Source organism: Pseudonocardia sp. Ae717_Ps2 (assembly GCF_001932475.1).
Classification (GTDB): Bacteria; Actinomycetota; Actinomycetes; order Mycobacteriales; family Pseudonocardiaceae; genus Pseudonocardia.
Map to the genome: position 1 here is coordinate 130,384 of NZ_MCIS01000001.1, position 21,853 is coordinate 152,236.

At 70.7% G+C, this 21,853-nt stretch carries 19 protein-coding genes and 3 rRNA genes; 9 read left to right on the forward strand and 13 right to left on the reverse strand.

From position 1 onward, the window contains the following. Window positions 1-52 precede the first annotated feature (52 nt). The 3 genes from Ae717Ps2_RS00690 to Ae717Ps2_RS00700 are packed head-to-tail and all read left to right on the forward strand — an operon-like array spanning window position 53 to window position 1,677. Complete coding sequence (locus tag Ae717Ps2_RS00690; protein ID WP_020621476.1) at window positions 53-382, forward strand: multidrug efflux SMR transporter; 330 nt, start codon at window positions 53-55, stop codon at window positions 380-382. Continuing rightward, window positions 375-929 carry a TetR/AcrR family transcriptional regulator gene (locus Ae717Ps2_RS00695; protein ID WP_075308730.1) on the forward strand — a complete coding sequence of 185 codons (555 nt, stop codon included), beginning with the start codon at window positions 375-377 and terminating at the stop codon, window positions 927-929. Before Ae717Ps2_RS00690 ends, Ae717Ps2_RS00695 begins: the two co-directional genes overlap by 8 nt. Window positions 930-957: 28 nt before the next feature. After that, a complete protein-coding gene (locus tag Ae717Ps2_RS00700) occupies window positions 958-1,677 on the forward strand; it encodes a metal-dependent transcriptional regulator (protein ID WP_075308728.1) in 720 nt (239 codons plus the stop codon). 64 nt (window positions 1,678-1,741) lie between these two features. Here the strand turns inward: Ae717Ps2_RS00700 and Ae717Ps2_RS00705 are convergent, their stop codons facing one another. The 9 genes from Ae717Ps2_RS00705 to Ae717Ps2_RS00735 form a co-directional block, all read right to left on the reverse strand. After that, on the reverse strand, window positions 1,742-2,287 hold the full coding sequence (locus Ae717Ps2_RS00705; RefSeq protein ID WP_020621473.1) for a Dps family protein: 546 nt from the start codon (window positions 2,285-2,287) through the stop codon (window positions 1,742-1,744). 34 nt (window positions 2,288-2,321) lie between these two features. Beyond that, entirely contained in the window at window positions 2,322-2,471 is a 150-nt protein-coding gene (locus Ae717Ps2_RS37185; RefSeq protein WP_158071438.1) for a hypothetical protein, read from the reverse strand. A 62-nt stretch (window positions 2,472-2,533) separates the two neighbouring features. Continuing rightward, window positions 2,534-2,896: an STAS domain-containing protein gene (locus Ae717Ps2_RS00710; RefSeq protein WP_020621471.1), complete on the reverse strand. Its 363-nt coding sequence runs from the start codon at window positions 2,894-2,896 to the stop codon at window positions 2,534-2,536. Continuing rightward, window positions 2,893-4,023 carry a B12-binding domain-containing protein gene (locus Ae717Ps2_RS00715; RefSeq protein WP_020621470.1) on the reverse strand — a complete coding sequence of 377 codons (1,131 nt, stop codon included), beginning with the start codon at window positions 4,021-4,023 and terminating at the stop codon, window positions 2,893-2,895. Before Ae717Ps2_RS00715 ends, Ae717Ps2_RS00710 begins: the two co-directional genes overlap by 4 nt. Further along, window positions 4,020-5,231: a PP2C family protein-serine/threonine phosphatase gene (locus tag Ae717Ps2_RS00720; RefSeq protein WP_349289824.1), complete on the reverse strand. Its 1,212-nt coding sequence runs from the start codon at window positions 5,229-5,231 to the stop codon at window positions 4,020-4,022. Before Ae717Ps2_RS00720 ends, Ae717Ps2_RS00715 begins: the two co-directional genes overlap by 4 nt. A gap of 237 nt (window positions 5,232-5,468) precedes the next feature. Continuing rightward, window positions 5,469-5,669, reverse strand: a complete 201-nt coding sequence (locus Ae717Ps2_RS40190; protein ID WP_337819616.1) for a hypothetical protein — start codon at window positions 5,667-5,669, stop codon at window positions 5,469-5,471. Between the two features lie 159 nt (window positions 5,670-5,828). Beyond that, the gene (locus Ae717Ps2_RS00725) at window positions 5,829-6,983 is read right to left on the reverse strand and encodes an AI-2E family transporter (protein WP_075308723.1); all 1,155 of its coding nucleotides are present in this window, start codon (window positions 6,981-6,983) and stop codon (window positions 5,829-5,831) included. Window positions 6,984-7,029: 46 nt separating this feature from the next. Further along, window positions 7,030-8,574 carry a cell wall metabolism sensor histidine kinase WalK gene (locus Ae717Ps2_RS00730; protein WP_075332892.1) on the reverse strand — a complete coding sequence of 515 codons (1,545 nt, stop codon included), beginning with the start codon at window positions 8,572-8,574 and terminating at the stop codon, window positions 7,030-7,032. Next, window positions 8,571-9,275 carry a response regulator transcription factor gene (locus Ae717Ps2_RS00735; RefSeq protein ID WP_043276796.1) on the reverse strand — a complete coding sequence of 235 codons (705 nt, stop codon included), beginning with the start codon at window positions 9,273-9,275 and terminating at the stop codon, window positions 8,571-8,573. Before Ae717Ps2_RS00735 ends, Ae717Ps2_RS00730 begins: the two co-directional genes overlap by 4 nt. Window positions 9,276-9,411: 136 nt before the next feature. Between Ae717Ps2_RS00735 and Ae717Ps2_RS00740 the strand changes: the two genes are divergently transcribed. From Ae717Ps2_RS00740 to rrf, 5 genes are all read left to right on the forward strand, one after another. Beyond that, complete coding sequence (locus tag Ae717Ps2_RS00740; protein WP_075308719.1) at window positions 9,412-9,930, forward strand: CvpA family protein; 519 nt, start codon at window positions 9,412-9,414, stop codon at window positions 9,928-9,930. A gap of 86 nt (window positions 9,931-10,016) precedes the next feature. Further along, window positions 10,017-10,697 carry a hypothetical protein gene (locus Ae717Ps2_RS38025; RefSeq protein WP_075332893.1) on the forward strand — a complete coding sequence of 227 codons (681 nt, stop codon included), beginning with the start codon at window positions 10,017-10,019 and terminating at the stop codon, window positions 10,695-10,697. A gap of 1,200 nt (window positions 10,698-11,897) precedes the next feature. Beyond that, window positions 11,898-13,418, forward strand: a 16S ribosomal RNA gene (locus Ae717Ps2_RS00750). Window positions 13,419-13,733: 315 nt separating this feature from the next. Continuing rightward, a 23S ribosomal RNA gene (locus Ae717Ps2_RS00755) occupies window positions 13,734-16,824 on the forward strand. Window positions 16,825-16,928: 104 nt separating this feature from the next. After that, window positions 16,929-17,045: ribosomal RNA gene (gene rrf, locus Ae717Ps2_RS00760) — 5S ribosomal RNA — on the forward strand. The 16S, 23S and 5S rRNA genes sit together here, the layout of an rRNA operon. A gap of 659 nt (window positions 17,046-17,704) precedes the next feature. On the opposite strand, the gene Ae717Ps2_RS00765 is transcribed toward rrf, so the two are convergent. From Ae717Ps2_RS00765 to Ae717Ps2_RS00775, 3 genes are all read right to left on the reverse strand, one after another. Further along, a complete protein-coding gene (locus Ae717Ps2_RS00765) occupies window positions 17,705-18,808 on the reverse strand; it encodes a quinone-dependent dihydroorotate dehydrogenase (protein WP_020625425.1) in 1,104 nt (367 codons plus the stop codon). Window positions 18,809-18,828: 20 nt separating this feature from the next. Then, complete coding sequence (locus Ae717Ps2_RS00770; protein ID WP_020625426.1) at window positions 18,829-19,203, reverse strand: RNA-binding S4 domain-containing protein; 375 nt, start codon at window positions 19,201-19,203, stop codon at window positions 18,829-18,831. An 80-nt stretch (window positions 19,204-19,283) separates the two neighbouring features. Continuing rightward, complete coding sequence (locus Ae717Ps2_RS00775) at window positions 19,284-20,084, reverse strand: SDR family NAD(P)-dependent oxidoreductase (RefSeq protein ID WP_075308718.1); 801 nt, start codon at window positions 20,082-20,084, stop codon at window positions 19,284-19,286. 53 nt (window positions 20,085-20,137) lie between these two features. Here Ae717Ps2_RS00775 and Ae717Ps2_RS00780 point away from each other — a divergent pair, with 53 nt between their 5' ends. After that, the gene (locus Ae717Ps2_RS00780; protein WP_020625969.1) at window positions 20,138-21,016 is read left to right on the forward strand and encodes a diacylglycerol kinase family protein; all 879 of its coding nucleotides are present in this window, start codon (window positions 20,138-20,140) and stop codon (window positions 21,014-21,016) included. An 11-nt stretch (window positions 21,017-21,027) separates the two neighbouring features. Here the strand turns inward: Ae717Ps2_RS00780 and Ae717Ps2_RS00785 are convergent, their stop codons facing one another. Further along, window positions 21,028-21,843, reverse strand: coding sequence for a 2-keto-4-pentenoate hydratase (locus Ae717Ps2_RS00785; protein ID WP_233147401.1), 816 nt, complete (start codon window positions 21,841-21,843; stop codon window positions 21,028-21,030). Window positions 21,844-21,853 lie beyond the last annotated feature (10 nt).

Consider the following 21,853-nt stretch of genomic DNA (forward strand, 5'->3'; position numbering starts at 1 on the left):
GCGATCGCTCTACAATGTGGCCGGTAACGGACGGATGGGGAGGAGCCCGGCGATGTGGGGATGGCTCGCGCTCGCGATCGGCGCCGAGGTCACCGGAACGGTGGCGCTGCGGTTCTCGCAGGGTTTCAGCAGGCTGGTGCCGTCGATGATCACGGTGGTCGGCTACGGGCTGGCGTTCTGGTCGCTGTCCCAGGCGCTCGGCCGCGGGATGTCGCTCGGGGTCGCCTACGGCACCTGGGCCGCGGCGGGGGTGGCGCTCGTCGCCCTGATCGGGGTGTTCTTCCTCGGTGAGTCGCTGACCTGGGTCCAGCTCGGCGGGATCGGGCTGGTGATCGCCGGGGTGCTCGCCCTGGAGCTGGGTGGTGCGACCTCGCATGCCTGATCCGGCGGGACCGGACACCCCCGGGGGCGACGGCCGCCGCCGTCGGGGGGACCGGCGCCGTCGCGAGCTGGTCGAGGCCACGCTGCGGCTGGTCGGCGCGGGTGGGGTCGCCGCGGTCAGCCAGCGGGCGGTCGCGGCGGAGGCGGGGGTGCCGCCCAGCGCGGTCTTCTACTACCACCCCAGCGTCGACGCGCTGCTGGTCGCGACCCTCACCGCGGTGAACGACCGCTGGATCGCCCGGCTCGACGCGGTCACGACCCCCGACGACCTCGTCGCGCTCGTCGAGGACTGCGCCCGTCAGGAGCGGGTCACCGCGATCGCCGAGTACGAGCTGTTCCTGTTGGCCGCGCGGCGCCCGGACCTGCGCGGAGAGCTGGACCGCTGGGACGCCGCGCTCGACGCGGCCGCCGCCCGGCTCCTCCCCGACGACGCCGACCGGCGCGCCCTGCTGGCCGCCGCGGTCAACGGGCTGACCCTCGGCGGGGCGCTCGGCTCGCCGGTCGACGCCGGTCTGCTGGCCCGGCTCTGCGCGGCCGGAACCGCCTGAGTCCCCCGCGCCGGGATACCGTGGTGGCATGAGCGCCGAGCGCCTCTCGGAGTCCGTGGAGAACTACCTGAAGACCATCTTCCTGCTCTCGGAGCGGTGGGAGGGGTCGGTCGGGGTCTCCGCGCTGGCCGAGCGGCTGCAGGTCTCGTCGCCGTCGGCGTCGGGGATGGTGCGCAAGCTCGTCGACGCCGGGCTGGTCGACCACGCCCGCTACGCCGGGATCACCCTCACCCCGGCCGGGCGGGCCTCCGCGCTGGCCGTGGTGCGCAGGCACCGGCTGCTGGAGATGTTCCTGGTCACCGAGCTGGACCTGGCGTGGGACGAGGTCCACGAGGAGGCGGAGGCGCTCGAGCACGCGGTCTCCGACCGGTTGCTCGACCGGATCGACAGCCGGCTCGGGCATCCCCGGTTCGACCCGCACGGCGATCCCATCCCGGCGAGCGACGGCACGATGCCGGTGGTCCACGCCCGCCGGCTGCCGGACCTGCGCTACGGCGAGGGCGGCACCCTGGTCCGCGTCGACGACACCGACCCCGAGGTGCTCCGCTTCCTCGACGCGCACGACGTGCGCCTCGGCGACCGGGTCGACCTGCTGACCCGCAAGCCCTTCGAAGGGCCGTTCGTGGTGCGGCTGCGCCGTGACCGCGAACAGACCTGTCCCGCACCGGCCGAGGTCGAGCACGAGTGGGGCCCGACGCTGGCGATGGCCCTGTGGGTGGGCGCCGTCGAGGGGGCCGGCTCGGGCTGAGCACGACGGAGGCCCGGCCCCGCACGACGGCGGGACCGGGCCTCGGGATCGAGCGGCGGGAAGGTCAGCGCGCGGCGTCGGCCGCGCCCGCCTCACCGTTGCTGCCCTGCGTGTTCAGCGAACCGTCGGCGTTCTCCAGGTGCGCCCGGACGAACCACTGGTACTGCTCCAGCTCGCCCGCCTGGGCGATGAGCATGTCCTCGGTCACCGGGTCGAGCGCGCCGACCTTCTCGATCTGGGTGCGGTGGTCGGAGATGACCCCGGTGTAGACGACGTCGAGCGCGCCGAGGTGGGCGATCGCCTGGTCGCGGCCGATCGAGTAGTCGTCCCAGGTGCGGTCCCTGACCAGAGCGCCGGGGGTGCCGTTCGGCGAGCCGCCGAGGGTCGCGATGCGCTCGGCGACGTCGTCGACGAACCCGCGGACCGCGTCCACCTGCGGGTCGAGCATCTCGTGCACCGCGATGAAGTTCGGGCCGATCACGTTCCAGTGCACGTGCTTGAGCGTGAGCTGGAGGTCGTTCAGGGCGTGCAGGCGGTGCTGCAGGATGTCGACGACCTGCTCGGCGTCGCCGCGCTCGAGGCCGGGGACGGTGTAACGGATCGTGGCCATGGTCTGTGCAGTCCTTCCGTAACGGGTGCGTTGCTCAGGACGCCGCAGTGCGGGGGTCGTCGTCCTCGACGGGCTGGGCGGCGAGATGGACGCCGTCGCCGTCGGGGGTCTCGTCGACCGGGGTGTCGCTCTGCTCGGTCGGGACCGGGTTCTCGTCGTGCTGGTCCTTCTCCGGCGTCGTCATGACAGGCGGGTACCCGGTCGGCGGGATTTCATGTCCGCCGTCGCCACGCCGGCCGAGGCGGCTCAGGTGTCGAGCTTCTGCTCCCGCGCCGACCCGCCGGCGCCGGTGAGGTGCTCCAGGGTGCTGGTGACGCGCAGCAGCCGCTCCAGCGCACCGGAGCGGTTGTCCAGGTGCAGCGCGACCCCCGCGGCGTGGGTCCGCCTGCGGACCATCAGCAGCGACGACAGGCCGTAGGAGTCGCAGTACTCGATCCCGGCGCAGTCGATCCGCAGTTCGCGGATACCGGGCCGCTCGTCCAGCAGGGCGGCGACGGCGTCGGCCAGGGCGTCGGAGGTGGCGTAGTCGAGGTCACCGTCCGGCGCGACCGTCACGACGTCGGGCGCGGGGCTGGTCCAGGTGAGGGACAGCTCTCGCGGGGCGCTCATGCGGGCCTTCCGGTTCGGTGCAGGGTCACGGCGTCGGGGTCTGTGTCGGTGCCGGAGCCCTCGGTGACGGCGACGGTCGGGACGGGGGAGCCCGGGCCGCGGGTGAGCGCCGCGGACGCGGCCGCGTGCCGCAGCAGCGCCGCCGCCCGGGTGAAGTCGCGCAGCTCGTCGCCGAGCAGGTCCAGGACCGGGCGCAGGACGGCCACCGGGACCGACCGGGCCTCGAGCACCTCGGCGGTCCAGCCGAGGAACTGCTCGAACAGTTCGGCGTCGCCGGTGTAGAGGGCGACGGCGAGGAAGTCGACCACGTGCCGGACGTCCTCGGCGGTGTGCCGGCGCTGGTCGTCGTCGTAGTCGGCCATCGCCGGGACACGCTCGGGCAGGCGGTCCAGCACCGCGGCGACCAGCCGCGGCGCACCACGGGTGACCAGCGTGTACTCCTGGTCGGACAGGTGCGGCAGGTCGTCGAGCGGCTGGGCGTGCGGGTGCGCCGGGGCGGGCAGCCCGTCGGCGAGGGTCCGTGCGGCGGCCCGTGCGTCCGGGGCCCAGGCGTCGGCGCCGAGCAGCCGGGCGTAGCGGCCGTCCGGCCCGAACGCCCCGCCACCGACGATCACCGGGACGCCTGCGGCCTGGCAGGCCGTGATGGTGGCGTGCGCGGTCGGCAGCCGGGTCGCGATCGACGACGACAGCGCCACCGCGTCCGGGCCGGTGCGGTGCAGGTGGGTGACCAGGTGCGCCGCGGGGACCTGCGCACCCAGGTAGTCGACACTGAACCCGCGCAGCCGCAGCACCTCGGCCAGCAGCCGGGCGGGCAGCGCGTGCCACTCGCCGTCGACGCAGGCGACGGTGATCCGGCCCAGGTCGCCGCGGCGACGCCCGCTGGACAGCGCCAGGGTGCTGATCACACGCTCGTTGATCGCGGTCGCGGCGTGCTCCTGGGCCACGGAGATGCGGTTGGCCGCCCACTCGCGCCCCACCCGCCGCTGTACCGCGCCGATCACCTCGAGCAGCACCGTCTCGGCCTCCAGGCCGTCGCGCAGCGCGTCCACGACGACGTCGACCGCGGTGTACTCGTCGCTGCGCAGCACCGCGTCCCACAGCAGGTCGGTGTAGCGCCCGGCCGTCATGCGGTGTACCTGCCCCGGCTCGAACCACCCACCGCGGTGAGGTGCCGGCCGCGCGGCGCGGTGACCGCGAGGAGGGCCATGTCGTCGTGGGCGTTGCGCCCCACCCACTCGGTGGCGAGCATCTGCACCCGCTCGACGACGGCCTCGGCCGGCATCCCGGCGCACTCGGCCGCCGCGCGACGCAGGCGCTCCTCGCCGAACTGCTCGCGGCCCAGCGGGCCGCCCTGGGCCTCGGTGATGCCGTCGGTGTACAGCAGACAGGTCTCGCCGGGCGCGAGCCGGGTCTCCCACGTCGACGCGTGGACCTCGGGCAGCGCCCCGATCAGCGTGCCGAGCGTCGCCGCGTCCTCGACGCGGCCGTCGGCGCGGATGATCATCGGCGGCGGGTGGCCCGCGCAGGTCAGGCGCAGCCGGACGTCCGCCCCGGCGCGCGACACCGACGCCAGCACCAGCGTCACGAAACGGGCGTGGTCGTCGGACAGCAGCGCGTTGTTGAGCAGGCGCAGCAGCCGCAGGTGGTCGTCGGCCATCGGCAGCAGCGCGTGCACCGCGCTGCGGATCTTGCCGGTGAGCACGGCGGCCTCCAGGCCCTTGCCGCACACGTCCCCCAGCACGGCGAGGGTCTCCTCGGCCCCGTCCACGCCGGAGTGCACGTCGTAGAAGTCCCCGCCGACCCGCTCGGAGTCCTGCGCCGGCCGGTAGCCGCCGGCGTACTCGACGCCGCAGACGTGCTGCAGCGACGGCGGCAGCAGCTCGCGCATGAGGACCTCGGTGATCGAGGCCTGCTGGGCGAACATGCGGGCCGCGGACATCGCGAGTCCCGACCGGGCGGCGAACTCGCGGGCGGTCGCCTCCTCGCCCTCGCTGAACGGCCCGGTGTCGGCGCGGCGCAGGAGCACGATGGCGCCGGCCGGGATGCCGTGCCCCGGCAGCGGGGTGACGACGATCGAGCCGACGTCGCCGAACCCCTCCGGTGTCACCCAGGCGGGAGCGACGGCGGGGTCGATCCAGCGCGAGGGCACCGGCGGGTAGCCCTGCAGTGCCTCGGCCAGGCCGGGGACCTCGTCCGGGTCGACGTGCAGCATCCGGTGCCGCAGCGGGCCGCCGCCGACGGCGTCGACGACCTCGAACTGCCCGCGGGTGCCCGGGGTCATCACGAGCGCCCCGTCGGCCAGCCGGGTCACGGCGAGCTGGGCGGTGACCTCCATGCAGCGACGGAGGTTCAGCGAGCCCAGCAGCGCGGCCGAGGCCTCGGACAGGAACGCGGCGCGGGCCTGCTCCAGGTGCAGCTCGTCGCGGATCGACCGGACGTCGGTGACGTCGAACAGCCACCAGGTGACCGAGCCGTCCTCGTGCCGGACGGGCTGTGCCTCCAGCGCGCGGCCGTCGACGACGTCGGAGAACGCCCGGGGGACGCTCTGGTCGCCGCCGCCCGCGGTCGCCAGCTACGGGGCGACCCGGGACACCGGGTCCCCGACGCGGACCCGGGGCAGCAGCGGGCGTGCGGCGTCGTTGGCCTGCAGCACGGTCCCGTCGGTCCCGACGGTGAGTGCGGCACAGGGGGCGTTGGTCCAGCGCCGATCGACCACGGCCGGCGCGTCCGGAAGTACGGTCGCGTCGCCGGTCGTCGGCTCCAGTTCGGTCACATCAACTCCTGGCCCGGTGCGGGCCGCTTGTCGGCGCCCGGGGAGACCCGGGACGCGGAACGGCCCCACCGTACCCCTTATCCCCCCTGCGCCCCTCCGTGGCGCGCAGCCCGCACCGGCACCCGAGTCCCGGGAGGGGCGAATCGGCAGGGGCGCAGATCAGACCGGGCCGGGGAGCGCGGCCGGTCCGGGGCCCTCGCCGCGCAGCGGCCGCGCCGACCGCGGGTCCAACGGGTCGACGGTGCCCGCGTCGCGCAGCGTCCCGTCGCCGGGCCGGCGCAGTGAGCGGACCCCGGCGTCGGCGAGGGTCACCAGCGGCACCGCGAGCAGCGCTCCGGGGACCCCGCCGACGATCAGACCGGCGCTGATCGGCAGCACCACCGCGAGCGGGTGCAGCCGCACCGACCGGCCCAGCAGCAACGGCTGCAGGATGTAGCCCTCGACGTTCTGCACGATCAGGAGCAGACCGATCACGAGCAGCGCGTCCACCCAACCGCCGGAGGCGAGCGCGACCAGCACCGCCACGATCCCGGTCACGACCGCGCCGACGGTCGGGACGAACGCGCCGAAGAAGATCAGCGTCGCCAGCGGGACGACCAGCGGGACCCCGATCAGCCACAGGCCGACCGCGGCGGTCACCGCGTCGACCGCGGCGACGACGACCGTCGCCCGGGTGTAACCGACCAGCGACGCGAACGCCCGCCGGCCCGCGACGTCGGCCCGGCGGCGCACGTGCTGCGGCACCGCACCGAGGACGAACCGCCAGATCCGCGCTCCGTCGTGGATCAGGAAGATCAGCACGAACAGCATGAGCAGGGTCTCGGCGGCCAGCTCGCCCGCGGTGCCCAGGGCGCCGATCACGTTGTTCGCCAGCGCGGCCTGGTTGCGTTGCAGCGTGTCGAGCACCGATTGGAAGACGGCCGCGAGCTGGGTGTCGTCGAGCCGGAACGGCGGGCCGGCCAGCCGGTCCCGCAGTGCGACGACGGTCTCCCCGATGCTCGCCGACAGGCTCGGCAGCCCGTCGAGGAACGCCGCGACCGCCCACCACAGCACCCCGACCGCCACCGCCAGCCCGCCCGCGACGACGACGCCCGTCGCGACGCCGCGGGGCACCAGCGGCACCCGGTTCACGACCCGGGCCACCGGCGCGAGCAGCGCGGTCAGGATCAGCGCGAGCACCACCGGTACGACGAGCACCGCGAGCTGCGCGATCAGCCACAGCACGACGGCGACGGCGGTCGCGACGAGCAGACCGCGCCAGGCCAGGCTCGACGCGGTGACCAGACCCCGGGGGATCCGCGGTTCCTCGGTCACCGCGGCCTCCTGGAGCGGGTGTCGTCGGGCTGGCGCTTGCGTGACGTCACGACGGTAGTCCGCCGCCCCCGTCCGGGCCCGTCACGGGCAGGGTGAGGACGAAGGTGGCGCCGTCGTCGTCGGGCGGGCAGGTGAGGTCGCCGCCGTGCGCGCGGGCGAGGCCGCGGGCGATCGCCAGGCCGAGCCCGGCGCCCCCGCTGTCCCGGTCGCGGGCGTCCTGCAGCCGGACGAGCCGGTCGAAGACGCGCTCGCGGTCGCCGTCGGCGATCGGGGTGCCGGTGTTGCGCACCGAGACCGAGACGGTCCCGGCCGCCGGGTCGGCCCGGGTGACGACGTCGATCCGTCCGCCGGCGGGGGTGTGCCTGCGGGCGTTGTCGAGCAGGTTGGCGAGGATGCGCGACACCGCCTGCGGGTCGGCGCGCACCGTGGCGGGCTCCCCGCGGCCGTCGACGGTCAGGCCGGGCGCGAGCACCGCGGCCCGTTCGGTCTCGGCGCGGGCGATCCCGGCGACGTCGACCTCCCGGGGCGCCACCGCGGTGCCGCCGTCGATGCGGGCGAGGTCGAGCATGTCGGTGACCAACCGCCCGGCCCGGCGCGTCTCGCCGAGCAGCAGCTCCAGGCGTCGGGCCCGCCGCGCGGGGTCGGCGTCGAGCCCGGACCGCTCCAGCGTCTCGGCGACGGCGGTGATCCCGGACAGCGGCGTCCGCAGCTCGTGCGCGGCGTCGGCGAGGAACACCCGGGTCCGCTCGGCCTCCTCCCGGGAGCGCCGCTCGGCGTCGGTGAGGGCGTCGAGCATGCCGTCCATCGCCGCGGCCGCGGTGCCGAGGTCGGTGTGCGGGCGGTCGGGCCGCAGGCGTGCGTCGCGTTCGCCGGCGGTGATCCGCCCGGCGAGCGCGGTCATCCGGTCCAGGGGACGCAGCGCGGTCCGCACGACGAACGACACCGCCCCGAGGGCGACGAGCAGGGTCAGCAGCACCGACCCGGCCAGCACCGCGCGCAGGCCGTTGCGGACCTGGGTGACGTCGGCGGCGTCGGCGACGAGCTCGACCTCCGCCCCGTCGGTGGCGTCGAGGGTCACGGTGCGGCTGCCGATGTCCGGCGGGACGGGTGGGCGCCCGCCCGGGACCGGGGCGGCCGGCACGACGGCGGGGTCGTCGGTGTGCTCGTCCCCGGCGTGGTCGGTGGTGTCGCCCCCTGTGTCGTCGCCCCCGGTGCGGTCCCCATCGGGGCCGCGGTCCCGGCGACCGCCGGGCGGCGGGGTGCCGGGTGGGCTCAGGCCGGGGTCGCCCGTGACCTTCCCGTCGGCGGTGGTCACCTTGATCCGGATCTGCTGCCCGGAGAGGCTGGTGACCAGCTCCTCCGGGGTGGCGCCCGCGGCGATCAGCTGCTGGGCCTGCACCACCCGGTCCCGCAGTTCGGAGTCCAGATCGGACTCCAGACGGGCCCCGAGCAGCACGTCGACGAGCACCACCACCAGGACCAGCAGCACCGCCACCACCCCGAGCACCGCGGCGGTGACCCGGCGGCGCAGCGACGGCGTCGCGGTGCGGGCCCGTGCTGTGGGGCGGGCCGGCGCGGCGGCGGAGCTCATGCCGGTCCGCGCAGCGAGTAGCCGAGGCCCCGCACGGTGTGCAGCAGCCGGGGACCGTGGGCCTCCAGCTTGCGACGCAGCGCCGACACGTGGACCTCGACGAGGTTGGGGTCGTAGGCGTCGTAGCCCCAGACCGACCGCAGGATCTGCGCCTTGGACACGGTGCGTCCGCGCTGCTCGGCGAGGTAGGTGAGCAGCCGCAGCTCGGTCGCGGACAGCTCCAGCACCGTCCCCCCGCGGGCGGCGACGGCGGCGTCCGGGTCGAGGACGAGGTCGCCCACCTGTACCGCGGACGGCAGCCTGCCCCGGCGACGCAGCACCGCCGCGACCCGGGCGATGAGTTCGTCGAGCGCGAACGGCTTGAGGACGTAGTCGTCGGCGCCGGCGTCGAGCCCGCGGAGCCGGTCGGCCAGCGCGTCGCGCGCGGTGAGCATGACGATCCCGGCGTCGCCGTGCCCGCGCACGACGTCGATCAGCTCGAATCCGTCGCGCCCGCCGGGGAGCATCACGTCCAGGACGACGAGGTCCGGCCGGAACGCGGCGAGCCGCTCCTCGAACGCGACGCCGTCGACGACGCCCTCGGCCACGTGCCCGGCGTCGGCCAGCGCGTCCACGACGGACTCGCGGATGGCGTCGGAATCCTCGAGCACCAGGACCCGGGTCGTGGGGCCACGGCTGTCGTCGTCCTGGCGTGTGCTCACCGGACAAGGGTGCGCCGTGAGGCTGAGGGGGAGCTGAAGGACCCGCCGGATTCAGGTCCGTCTCAGGTGCCGCGGGCACTGTCGAGCCGGACACCGAGACGACGGGCCACCCGGCCCGCGGCACGGAGAGGAAGAGATGACCCTGCTCGACGTGATCGTCCTGATCATCGTGCTGGCCGCCGCGATCGGCGGGTTCCGCCGCCTCGGCGGCGTGGCCCGCGCCGGGCGCCTGCTCGGCCTCGTGGTCGGCGCAGGCCTCGGCGCCGCCTGGGGCTCGAACCTGGCCCGCTACGGGGACACCCCCGACTCGGCCTGGCTGTGGGGCCTGGCCGGGGTGATAGCAGGCCTGCTGCTGGGCTCGCTGGTCGGCGGGTTCCTCGGCGGACTGGTCAGCCGGGTGCTCGCCCGCGGCAAGCTGTCCTTCCTGGACCGCGTCGTCGGCGCCGTCACCGGCGCCGTGACCGCCCTCCTGGTGATCTGGCTGGTCTCGTGGGTGGTCCCCGCGGTCGTGAGCGCCGAGGCACTCGCCCCGGTGACGACGGTCGTGCAGTCCCAGGGCGGCAGCCGGGTCGTCGACTCGGTGTCCGAGCTGCTGCCCGCGACGACGTCCGCCGCCCGCGACGTCGTCGACGCCGCGCGGCCTCCCGCCGGCTGATCCCACCCGACTCCCAGCGGTCCGTCGTCCGGCGGTCCGCACCCGCCGCTGCCCTGATCCGGGCCCGGCACGTTCCGAGGAGAACCATGAACGACGAGAACCGCACCCCCGGCGACGACGACCGCCCCACCGACCGGCAGCCCCCGGTCCCCGCCGACGAGACCCCCACCACCCGGACCCCGACCCCGCACGTCGGCGACGACGCGCACGGGGAGGAGCCGGTGGCCGCCGCCTCCGACGCGGGTGCCCCTCCGCGACGACGCCGGTTCGCCGCCCTGCGACGCCGTTCCGCGCTGCCCGTGGTCGCGGCCGGCGTGATCGGCCTGGTCGTCGGGGCCACCGCGAGCGGGCTGATCGTCGGGACCGCGTTCGCCGGTCCGGGCGACCGCCCCGACCGGACGGCCATCGCCGCCGACGACCGTGGCCCTGGTGGCCCTGGTGGCCCTGGTGGCCCTGGTGGGCAGGGTGGCCCCGGTGGTCCCCGTGGGGAGGGCGGCGGTCCGGGCCGCGGGCCCGACGGTGCCGGCCCGGGCGGTCCCGGCGGTCCCGGTGCCTGCGGTCCGGCCGGTGGACCGGGTCGTGACGGCGGAGCACCGCCCGCGCCGCAGGCCGGTGCTCCGGTGCCGCCCGTCCCGGCAGCACCGGGTGCCACGGCCCCGGGTCAGGGCCGCGCCCCTGCCCCCGCGGCACCCGCTGCTCCGGGCGCGCCCGCTGTTCCCTCGGCACCCGGAGCGCCCGCTGTTCCCGCGGCACCTGCCGCTCCGTGACCCCGGGCGCGCGGTGGCGCCGACCGGTGTCACCCGCACGGGAAAGGAAAGGGAGTGCTCCTCGTCGGATCGCGTCGCGCATTCGCCCCCGACGCGCTGCAGGATCCGACGAGGAGCACTCGACGGACCAACGCGCCGGAACGGGCACGGATACCCCCCTGATGCGGTGAAGACGCCGCGCCGGAGACCACCATCGGTCGTCCTCGCAGGTCAGACGGGTCGTCCCCCTGTCGTCGTGACGACAAATCCATGGGCCGTGCGAGCCACCGCGCATCGATCGCGCCGAACCGAGAGACCGGTGCCGTCCACTGCGAGCTCCCGGGACACGGAACAGGCCCGCGACGGTCGGGCTCAGGAGCCCGGCCCGCAGCCGCCGGGGTCGCCCCCGGGCCACCGCCCGTCGGAGGCCTCATCGACCCGTTCCGCAGGACGTCGGCCGACGGTTGCCCACGGGACCGCAGCGGACGGTTCCGCCTCGAGGTGGATGACGATCGCCGGCGGTGGGCAGGACCGGAACCCGCTCTCGTCGCCCGCGAGGGGGCCTATGGGCAGGTGCGGGGTCGGGCCGCCCGGTCGACGGCCGACCGGGCTCGGCGACGCCGGACAAGAACGTGTCAGCACACTGCGACGGTGACCTGACTGCGCAGGTCACGGGCCGATTCACGACCTGAACGGATGGTGGCCCGACCACCGAGAAGACCACGTCGACAACCCATCGCGAAGAGACCGTGGTCGGCGTCACACAGATCGGTGATCGTCGGTATCGCCAGGTGAGTGGGTGTCGGTAACTCGGAGTTCGCCCTCGTGTCCCGCGATGACCTGCGACGACGCCTGATGTTCGCCCCGTGGACCCCCCGGTTTGACGGCCCCGGACACCGTGCCGTAACTTTCTTCCTGTCAGCGAGTGAGCCGGACAGAACGGGCCCTGAGTGGTTCGGTCAACAGGCCCCGCGGACAAGCTGACCCCCTGGTGGTTCGCCGAGTTTCTCGGTGTGGTTGTCTTGGTGGGTCGAGGCGATCCGTCTTCAGGATCCCGCTTCCTTGTGTGGGGGTTGGGTGATTGCGGTGCGGGTGTCTTTTGAGAACTCAACAGTGTGTCGAGCTATATTGAATCGGTTTGGCGTTTTGTGCCAGATTGTTTGTTTGGTTGCAGCATTCGATCCCGTCGGGTGTTGTGGCCAGTGTTTGTTTGTCAGGGTTTTGTTGGAGAGTTTGATCCTGGCTCAGGACGAACGCTGGCGGCGTGCTTAACACATGCAAGTCGAGCGGTAAGGCCCTTTCGGGGGTACACGAGCGGCGAACGGGTGAGTAACACGTGGGTGACCTGCCCTCCACTCTGGGATAAGCCTGGGAAACTGGGTCTAATACCGGATAGGACCACTGGCTGCATGGTTGGTGGTGGAAAGTTTTTTTCGGTGGGGGATGGGCCCGCGGCCTATCAGCTTGTTGGTGGGGTGATGGCCTACCAAGGCGGTGACGGGTAGCCGGCCTGAGAGGGCGACCGGCCACACTGGGACTGAGACACGGCCCAGACTCCTACGGGAGGCAGCAGTGGGGAATATTGCGCAATGGGCGGAAGCCTGACGCAGCGACGCCGCGTGGGGGATGACGGCCTTCGGGTTGTAAACCTCTTTCGCCAGGGACGAAGAGTGATTGACGGTACCTGGAGAAGAAGCACCGGCCAACTACGTGCCAGCAGCCGCGGTAACACGTAGGGTGCGAGCGTTGTCCGGAATTATTGGGCGTAAAGAGCTCGTAGGCGGTGTGTCGCGTCGGCCGTGAAAACTTGGGGCTTAACTCTGAGCGTGCGGTCGATACGGGCATCACTTGAGTTCGGCAGGGGAGACTGGAATTCCTGGTGTAGCGGTGAAATGCGCAGATATCAGGAGGAACACCGGTGGCGAAGGCGGGTCTCTGGGCCGATACTGACGCTGAGGAGCGAAAGCGTGGGGAGCGAACAGGATTAGATACCCTGGTAGTCCACGCCGTAAACGTTGGGCGCTAGGTGTGGGGACCATTCCACGGTTTCTGTGCCGCAGCTAACGCATTAAGCGCCCCGCCTGGGGAGTACGGCCGCAAGGCTAAAACTCAAAGGAATTGACGGGGGCCCGCACAAGCGGCGGAGCATGTGGATTAATTCGATGCAACGCGAAGAACCTTACCTGGGTTTGACATGCACCAGACATCCCTAGAGATAGGGCTTCCCTTGTGGTTGGTGTGCAGGTGGTGCATGGCTGTCGTCAGCTCGTGTCGTGAGATGTTGGGTTAAGTCCCGCAACGAGCGCAACCCTTGTTCCATGTTGCCAGCACGTTATGGTGGGGACTCATGGGAGACTGCCGGGGTCAACTCGGAGGAAGGTGGGGATGACGTCAAGTCATCATGCCCCTTATGTCCAGGGCTTCACACATGCTACAATGGCTCATACAGAGGGCTGCGAGACCGTGAGGTGGAGCGAATCCCTTAAAGTGAGTCTCAGTTCGGATCGGGGTCTGCAACTCGACCCCGTGAAGTTGGAGTCGCTAGTAATCGCAGATCAGCAACGCTGCGGTGAATACGTTCCCGGGCCTTGTACACACCGCCCGTCACGTCACGAAAGTTGGTAACACCCGAAGCTGGCGGCCCAACCCTTGTGGAGGGAGCTGTCGAAGGTGGGACTGGCGATTGGGACGAAGTCGTAACAAGGTAGCCGTACCGGAAGGTGCGGCTGGATCACCTCCTTTCTAAGGAGTCCCATCATGTGATGGGGCATCACATGGCTCTGCAGGGTTTTGCTCTGTGGGTTTCTGTGGTTCCTTCATTGAATCGCATCATCAGCTCCGTCTGTGGGTTGGGTGCGTTGGGTGGAACGCAGTTCGTTGGACCGGTTTGGCTTGGCACACTGTTGGGTCCTGAGGAGACACCTGGTGAACGGGTTGTTTTCTTTGGCCGCTCTGGTCGGGGGCTTCCTAACGCCTGCTTGTGGTGGGTGGTGGTTGTTCTTGGTTGGGTGTGGTTGTGGGTTGAGTGTTGCATAGTGGATGCGAGCATCTTGTTGTGGTCAAGTTGTTAAGAGCACATGGTGGATGCCTGGGCATCAGGAGCCGATGAAGGACGTGGGAGGCCGCGATAGGCCTCGGGGAGCTGTCAACCGAGCTGTGATCCGAGGGTGTCCGAATGGGGAAACCCAGCGCCCGTCATGGGGCGTTACCCGTACCTGAATTCATAGGGTGCGTGGAGGGAACGTGGGGAAGTGAAACATCTCAGTACCCACAGGAAGAGAAAACAATAGTGATTCCGTGAGTAGTGGCGAGCGAAAGCGGATGAGGCTAAACCGTGTCCGTGTCAAGCCGGCAGGCGTTGCGGGTGCGGGGTTGTGAGGCGTGTCGTTCATCTTCTGCCGAGGGTGGGACAGCATGAACCGGTGTTAGCGGAACGATTCTGGGATGGTCGGCCGTAGTGGGTGATAGCCCCGTACGCGAAAATGTTTGGTTCTGTTGTGGGCATTGTTCTCGAGTAGCAGCGAGCCCGTGAAATTCGCTGTGAATCTGGCGGGACCACCCGTCAAGCCTAAATACTACCTGGTGACCGATAGCGGACAAGTACCGTGAGGGAAAGGTGAAAAGTACCCCGGGAGGGGAGTGAAATAGTACCTGAAACCGTGTGCTTACAAGCCGTCAGAGCCTTGCGGGGTGATGGCGTGCCTTTTGAAGAATGAGCCTGCGAGTTATGCTTCGTGGCGAGGTTAACCTGTGTGGGGTAGCCGTAGCGAAAGCGAGTCCGAATAGGGCGGTTGAGTCGCGGGGTGTAGACCCGAAGCGGAGTGATCTACCCATGGCCAGGGTGAAGCGTCGGTAAGACGTCGTGGAGGCCCGAACCCACCAGGGTTGAAAACCTGGGGGATGAGCTGTGGGTAGGGGTGAAAGGCCAATCAAACTTCGTGATAGCTGGTTCTCCCCGAAATGCATTTAGGTGCAGCGTCGTGTGTTTCTCGCCGGAGGTAGAGCACTGGATGGCCTAGGGGGCCGACAAGCTTACCGAAGTCAGCCAAACTCCGAATGCCGGTGAGTGAGAGCGCGGCAGTGAGACTGCGGGGGATAAGCTTCGTGGTCGAGAGGGAAACAGCCCAGATCACCGGCTAAGGCCCCTAAGCGTGCGCTAAGTGGGAAAGGATGTGGGATCGCCCGGACAACCAGGAGGTTGGCTTAGAAGCAGCCACCCTTGAAAGAGTGCGTAATAGCTCACTGGTCAAGTGGTCCTGCGCCGACAATGTAGCGGGGCTCAAGCGCACCGCCGAAGCCGTGGCAATGACATCTTTGTGGTGTTGTTGGGTAGGGGAGCGTCCTGCGTCTGGTGAAGCCCGGGAGTGATTTACGGGTGGAGGGTGTGGGAGTGAGAATGCAGGCATGAGTAGCGAATGCAGAGTGAGAATCTCTGCCGCCGGATGACCAAGGGTTCCTGGGCCAGGTTGTTCCGCCCAGGGTGAGCCGGGACCTAAGGCGAGGCCGTCAGGCGTAGTCGATGGACAACGGGTTGATATTCCCGTGCTCGTGATAGTGCGTCCATGCCGAGGCTGGTGATGCTAACCATCCGAACCCACCTTCGCTCCTTCGGGAGTGTTGTTTGTGGGGGAGCGTGGGATCCGATCTGGTAGTAGGCAAGTGATGGGGTGACGCAGGAGGGTAGCTCCGCCACGCGGTGGTTGTCGTGGTGTAAGCCTGTAGCCTGATCTCCTAGGTAAATCCGGGGGGTCGTGAAGGGTGAGAGGTGATGCGTAGCCGATTGAGGCGAAGAGGGTGATCCCATGCTGTCGAGAAAAGCCTCTAGCGAGTGCTGTTGCGGCCCGTACCCCAAACCGACACAGGTGGTCAGGTAGAGAATACCGAGGCGATCGAGCGAACTGTGGTTAAGGAATTCGGCAAAATACCTCCGTAACTTCGGGAGAAGGAGGGCCGGTTGTCTTGATGCCCCGTGCGGGCTAGGGATGGCCGGTCGCAGAGACCAGGCCCAAGCGACTGTTTACTAAAAACACAGGTCCGTGCGAAGTCGCAAGACGATGTATACGGACTGACGCCTGCCCGGTGCTGGAACGTTAAGAGGACCTGTTAGTCCCCTTGTGGGGCGAAGCGGAGAATTTAAGCGCCAGTAAACGGCGGTGGTAACTATAACCATCCTAAGGTAGCGAAATTCCTTGTCGGGTAAGTTCCGACCTGCACGAATGGCGTAACGACTTGGGCGCTGTCTCGACCACAGACTCGGCGAAATTGCACTACGAGTAAAGATGCTCGTTACGCGCGGCAGGACGGAAAGACCCCGGGACCTTTACTATAGCTTGGTATTGGTGCTCGGTTCGGCTTGTGTAGGATAGGTGGGAGACTGTGAAGCTATCACGCCAGTGGTGGTGGAGTCGTTGTTGAAATACCACTCTGGTCGAATTGGGTGTCTTAACCTCGGGCCATGATCTGGTTCAGGGACAGTGCCTGGTGGGTAGTTTAACTGGGGCGGTTGCCTCCCAAAGAGTAACGGAGGCGCCCAAAGGTTCCCTCAGCCTGGTTGGCAATCAGGTGTTGAGTGTAAGTGCACAAGGGAGCTTGACTGTGAGACTGACGGGTCGAGCAGGGACGAAAGTCGGGACTAGTGATCCGGCACCACCTTGTGGAAGGGGTGTCGCTCAACGGATAAAAGGTACCCCGGGGATAACAGGCTGATCTTGCCCAAGAGTCCATATCGACGGCATGGTTTGGCACCTCGATGTCGGCTCGTCGCATCCTGGGGCTGGAGTAGGTCCCAAGGGTTGGGCTGTTCGCCCATTAAAGCGGTACGCGAGCTGGGTTTAGAACGTCGTGAGACAGTTCGGTCCCTATCCGCCGCGCGCGTTGGAGACTTGAGGAAGGCTGTCCCTAGTACGAGAGGACCGGGACGGACGAACCTCTGGTGTGCCAGTTGTCCCGCCAGGGGCACGGCTGGTTGGCTATGTTCGGGAGGGATAACCGCTGAAGGCATCTAAGCGGGAAGCCTGTTCCAAGATGAGGTCTCCCACCACCTTTGAGTGGGTAAGGCTCCCAGGAGATGACTGGGTTGATAGGCCGGAGATGGAAGCCCTGTGAGGGGTGGAGTTGACCGGTACTAATAGGCCGAGGGCTTGCCACAACGAGTTGTTCGCATCCACTGTGTGACCCTGAGCCCACAACCCTGTGCGGGTTGTGTGTTCGTAGGTCCCCCCATGTTTGTGTGGGGGTTTGTTGAATAGTGTTGTCGGTGGTCATTGCGGTAGGGGAACGCCCGGTCCCATTCCGAACCCGGTAGCTAAGCCTTCCAGCGCCGATGGTACTGCACTCGCCAGGGTGTGGGAGAGTAGGTCGCCGCCGACATTCAACATGATCAGGAAACGCCCCGGACTTCATTGTCCGGGGCGTTTCCTGTTTTCTGGGTTCTGTTCCGGTCGGCTCTCCGTAGGCTGCCAGGGCACGACAGCGCTGCCCACAGTGCGCCCGGCGGGGTGCGGGGCGTTGTGTGCCTGTGCTCTGGGCCCGCTTTCGGTTGTGGAGTCGGTCCCGTCCCGTCCCGTCCCGTCCCGTTCTGTCCCGTTCTGTTCTGCGCCGGCTGTGAGCCGGGCGGGGCACGGGGCACAGGTTTCTGTGACCTCGCATCTGCTGCAGGGTCTGCGAGGTCGTAGGACGGTGTGCGAGGTCGAACGCACCCGCGGCGATGGATGAGGCGCGGTAAGGCAGGGCGATGCGGGGTGAGAGTGGGCGGGGACTCGGCCCGGGGCCGGGGCCACGGCGACCCCCGGTCCACCGATGACGCTGCTCCGCCGATGACGCTGCTCCGCCGCGACTTCGCACCGTCGATAAGCCGTGACCCTGCACCACCGGCTAGCCCGCGACTCTCCACCACCGGCGAGAGAGCACGCCAGGGCCAATAAGGCACACACAGGCGGAGTCTCGCTTGTGAGGCACCCAGTCGGCCGAGAACAACCGCCGGCAGCAACACCAGCCACCCCCGGCGGCAACACCAGCCACCAAAGCCCTCAGAGATCGGCACCCACAGCGTCGTCGACACACGAGAAACCGTCGGCGCGCAGCAGCGCCGCGAGCTCCCGGTGGACCCGCGCGGGCCAGAGCAGACCGCCGTAGATGAACCCGGTGTAGGCCTGGACCAGCGCCGCACCGGAGCGGATCCGTCGGTAGGCCTCCTCCGCGTCGGCGATCCCACCGGCGGAGATGACGACCTGGCCGTCGTCGAGCCGAGTGCGCAGCTGGCGGACGACCGACCGGGCACGCTCGGTCAACGGGCGTCCGGACAAGCCGCCGGCACCGGCCGCGGCGACGACGTCGGGAGCGGTGCGCAGGCCGTCGCGTGACACGGTCGTGTTCGTGGCGACGACCCCGTCGAGGCGCAGGCGCCGGGCCAGGTCGGCCACGGCGTCGAGGTCCTCCGGAGCCAGGTCCACGGTGATCTTCACGAGCAGCGGGACACGACGACCGCCGGAGACCCGGTCCAGCTCCTCGCGCACCGCGACGAGCAGCGGCTCCAGCACGTCGACCTGCTGCAGGTCCCGCAGACCGGGGGTGTTCGGTGAGCTGACGTTGACCACGACGTAGTCGGCGTAGGCGCCCAGCGCCGCGGCGCTCGCGCGGTAGTCCGACGCCGCGTCCTCGGCGGGCACCGCCTTGCTCTTGCCGATGTTGACCCCCAGCACCGGCATCCCCGGCCGGGGGCGGGTGCGCAGCGCGGCGAGGCGCGGCCCGACGGTCCCGGCACCGGAGTTGTTGAAGCCCATCCGGTTGACCAGGGCGGCGTCGTCGACCAGCCGGAACAGGCGGGGCCGTGGGTTCCCGGGCTGCGCCCGCCCGGTCACCGTCCCGATCTCTACCGCTCCGAACCCGAGCCTGCCGAGCGCGAGAACACCCTCGGCGTCCTTGTCGAAACCGGCGGCCAGACCGAGTGGGCCGGCGAACTCCAGACCCAGCGCCCGGGTGCGCAGCACGGGGTCCGACGGAGCGAGCCGCTCCGCGACCCGCTCACCCACGACGGGCGCGGTCCCGAGTGCGCGGACCACACCGAACCCCATCCGGTGCGCGGGCTCGGACGGGAGGTGCCGGAGCACGTGGCGCATGAGGGCGTCGTACATGCCCCCATCCTCACACCGGCCTAGGAGGTGCGGCGGGACAGCCCCAGCTGATCGAGCATCCGGCGGTCGCGTTTCGTCGGACGCCCCGCCCCGCGGTCGCGGTGGGCGAACAGCGGCTGCCCCGCGGCGGTCGGCTCCGGCGGGGTGTGGTCGATGTAGCACTCCTGCGCGATCGGCGCGCCGACCCGCTTCTCGATCACCCGGGTGACCTCGACGATCCGGTTCCGGTCGTACACCCGCACCCGTACCCGGTCGCCGACCTGCACCGTCGCCGCCGGCTTCGCGGGCCGGTCGTTGATCCGCACGTGCCCGCCGCGGCAGGCCGTCGCGGCGTCGGCGCGGGTCTTGGCCAGGCGCACCGACCACAGCCACCGGTCCACGCGGGTCCCCTCCATCCGACCATCGTGCCATCCGGGAGGGCACTCCGGGCCGATCCGGCGCTGCGGGCGGGCGGCGGCGGTCCGCCCGCCGGGCCTCAGTAGTGCACGACCCCCGGTGTCCCTCCACCCGCGGCGACGGCGTCCCCGGTGACGGCGACCGAACGGGGCGAGCAGAGGAAGGTGATGACGTCGGCGACCTCCGCGGCGGTCGTGATGCGGCCGATCGTCGTCGTCGCGTCGAGCTCCGCGCGCGCCTGCGCCTCGGTGATCTCCGCCGACTCCGCCCGCGCGGCGAGGGCGGCGGGCGTCCGCTCGGTCTCGGTGGCACCGGGGTGCACGACCGTCACGTTGATGCCGTGCGGACCCAGCTCCTGGGCGAGTGCCGCCGTCATCGAGGCCACCGCGACGTTGCGCACCGACCCCACCAGCGACGACGACTTCCGCGCGTTCAGGCCGCTGACGTTCACGATCCGGCCCCACCCCTGCGCGCGCATCAGCGGCGCGACGGCCCGCGCACACCGCAGGTAGCCGAGCACCTTCGTCTCCAGCTCGACCCGCACCGCGTCGTCGGTGATGGAGGCCAGGTCGGTCGGCGGGCCCGCGCTCGCCGGTCGCGCGGCGGCGTTCACCAGCACGTCCACCCCACCGAGCCGGTCCGCGACCACGGCGACGCCGTGGCGGACCGCGTCGTCGTCGGTGGTGTCGACCGCGACGGCGAGCACCTCCGGTGCCCCCTCGGCGCGCAGCGCGGCCGCGGCGGACTCCAGGGCCCCGGCGTCACGCGCGAACAACGCGACCCGGGCACCCTCGGCGGCGAGTGCCCTGGCCGTCGCCAACCCGATGCCGCGGCTCCCGCCCGTCACGATCGCCCGACGCCCGTTCAGTTGCAGATCCATGACTCCCACCGTGCCGCAACGGTGGCGGGGCCGCAGGCGTCTACGGTGTGCGCGTGGCTGAGCCGATCGACTCCGTGCTGGTGGTCTTCAACCCGGGCAGTACCGGGGATGCCGATGTGCTCGCCGAACAGCTGCGCGACGAGCTCCACGCCGCCCGGCCCGAGCTCAGCGTGCGGCTCGTACCCACCGAGTACGCCGGGCACGCCCGGGTCATCGCCAGGGACGCCGCGTCCGCCGGTGGGCGCCCGCTCATCGTCTCGGCGTCCGGCGACGGCGGCTACAACGAGGTCGTCAACGGGATCATGGACGTACCGGGCACCGCCGCCGCGGCCGCCGTGCTGGCCGCCGGGAACGCGAACGACCACGACCGCGTCACCGCACGTCGTCCGCTGGCCGAGGCGATCCTCGACGGCCGCCCCGAGCCGATGGACCTGCTCGAGATGCACCGCGACGAGGACCCGCCGCGCTACGCGCACTCCTACATCGGGTTCGGGCTGACCCCGGTCGTCGCGCTGCAGATCGAGAAGGGCGGCAAGGGCAGCATCCGGGAGGTCATCACCACGGTGCGGGCGTTCTGGGCGTTCACCCCGTTCGAGGTGGAGTTCTCCCGCGGCGACCGGCGCCGGATCGACAACCTGGTCTTCGCCAACATCGGCGAGATGGCCAAGGTCGCCGAGCTGTCGGCCACCAGCCGTCCCGACGACGGCCGGTTCGAGGTCGTGCTGCTGGAGCACCGTCCGAAGTGGAAGCAGCTGTGGGTGGCCGCCCGGGCTGCGTTCTCCGGACTCGGTCGGCAGCCGTCCACATCGGACTTCCGGTTCACCGCGTGCGGGCCGATGCCGGTGCAGATCGACGGCGAGGTCGACGAGGTCGCGGCCGGGACCGCGATCCGCATCCGCTGCGCGGCGGGGGCGTTGAACGTCGTGCGCTGACGCCCGGCCGGTCACGAGGCGAGGCTGAACTCCACCGAGCCGAGGTCGTCGCCGAAGCTCGCACGGACCCGCGCGCCGCGGTGCACGGGCACGGGGGTGGTCGTCGTCCCCGTGGTGACGACCGTGCCCGCCTCCAGCCGGAGCCCGTAGCCGGGCAGGACGTCGGCGAGCCAGGCCAGTGCCGCCCACGGGTCGCCGAGGACGGCCGCGCCGGAGCCGGTCGCCGTGGCGTCGTCGACCCGGAGGGTGGTCGGGGTCGACGCGAGGTCCAGGTCGAGGGCACCGGGCAGCTCCGGGCCCAGCACGAACCGCCCGGCGCAGGCGGCGTCGGCCAGCATCGACGGCGCCCCGGCCGCGACGAAGTCGGTGAACCGCGACTCGGGCAGCTCCACCGCGCCGTGCACGGCGGCGACCGCGGCCCGGAGCTCCTCGCGGGTCGCGTCGGCGCCGACCGCCGCGCCCATGACGAACGCGAACTCCGCCTCGGCGACGGCCATGTGCAGGTCGTCGGAGGGCACCACGTCGCCGGGGGAGTGCCGGAACCGCTCGAACAGCGCCCCCGGCAGCGGGGCGTCCACACCGATGTGGGTCTGCCCGGCGGGCGCGGTCGCCGCGAGCTTCCAGCCGTAGGACGGCCCGGCCCGCTCCGACAGCCTGCGCTGCGCGCTGAAGCCCTCGGCGAGGCTGCGCGGGCGCAGCAGCTCCGGCAGCGCGGCGATCCGTTCGCCGGTGGTCCAGGCCTGCCACAGCGCACCGGCGGTGCCGTCGGCCCGCACGAGGTCGACGGCGGTCGGGTCCATTCCCGCGGAGGTGTTCTCGACGCTCATCGGGGCGGCA

What these genes read in the sequence shown, in the direction of transcription:
- Ae717Ps2_RS00765 (WP_020625425.1), bottom strand. Translation starts at nt 18,808, where the DNA reads ATGTACGACGCCCTCATGCGCCACGTGCTCCGGCACCTCCCGTCCGAG.
- Ae717Ps2_RS00775 (WP_075308718.1), bottom strand. Translation starts at nt 20,084, where the DNA reads ATGGATCTGCAACTGAACGGGCGTCGGGCGATCGTGACGGGCGGGAGC.
- Ae717Ps2_RS00740 (WP_075308719.1), top strand. Translation starts at nt 9,412, where the DNA reads ATGACCCTGCTCGACGTGATCGTCCTGATCATCGTGCTGGCCGCCGCG.
- Ae717Ps2_RS00710 (WP_020621471.1), bottom strand. Translation starts at nt 2,896, where the DNA reads ATGAGCGCCCCGCGAGAGCTGTCCCTCACCTGGACCAGCCCCGCGCCC.
- Ae717Ps2_RS38025 (WP_075332893.1), top strand. Translation starts at nt 10,017, where the DNA reads ATGAACGACGAGAACCGCACCCCCGGCGACGACGACCGCCCCACCGAC.
- Ae717Ps2_RS00695 (WP_075308730.1), top strand. Translation starts at nt 375, where the DNA reads ATGCCTGATCCGGCGGGACCGGACACCCCCGGGGGCGACGGCCGCCGC.
- Ae717Ps2_RS00690 (WP_020621476.1), top strand. Translation starts at nt 53, where the DNA reads ATGTGGGGATGGCTCGCGCTCGCGATCGGCGCCGAGGTCACCGGAACG.
- Ae717Ps2_RS00700 (WP_075308728.1), top strand. Translation starts at nt 958, where the DNA reads ATGAGCGCCGAGCGCCTCTCGGAGTCCGTGGAGAACTACCTGAAGACC.
- Ae717Ps2_RS00715 (WP_020621470.1), bottom strand. Translation starts at nt 4,023, where the DNA reads ATGACGGCCGGGCGCTACACCGACCTGCTGTGGGACGCGGTGCTGCGC.
- Ae717Ps2_RS00705 (WP_020621473.1), bottom strand. Translation starts at nt 2,287, where the DNA reads ATGGCCACGATCCGTTACACCGTCCCCGGCCTCGAGCGCGGCGACGCC.
- Ae717Ps2_RS00730 (WP_075332892.1), bottom strand. Translation starts at nt 8,574, where the DNA reads ATGAGCTCCGCCGCCGCGCCGGCCCGCCCCACAGCACGGGCCCGCACC.
- Ae717Ps2_RS37185 (WP_158071438.1), bottom strand. Translation starts at nt 2,471, where the DNA reads ATGACGACGCCGGAGAAGGACCAGCACGACGAGAACCCGGTCCCGACC.
- Ae717Ps2_RS00785 (WP_233147401.1), bottom strand. Translation starts at nt 21,843, where the DNA reads ATGAGCGTCGAGAACACCTCCGCGGGAATGGACCCGACCGCCGTCGAC.
- Ae717Ps2_RS00770 (WP_020625426.1), bottom strand. Translation starts at nt 19,203, where the DNA reads ATGGAGGGGACCCGCGTGGACCGGTGGCTGTGGTCGGTGCGCCTGGCC.
- Ae717Ps2_RS00720 (WP_349289824.1), bottom strand. Translation starts at nt 5,231, where the DNA reads ATGGAGGTCACCGCCCAGCTCGCCGTGACCCGGCTGGCCGACGGGGCG.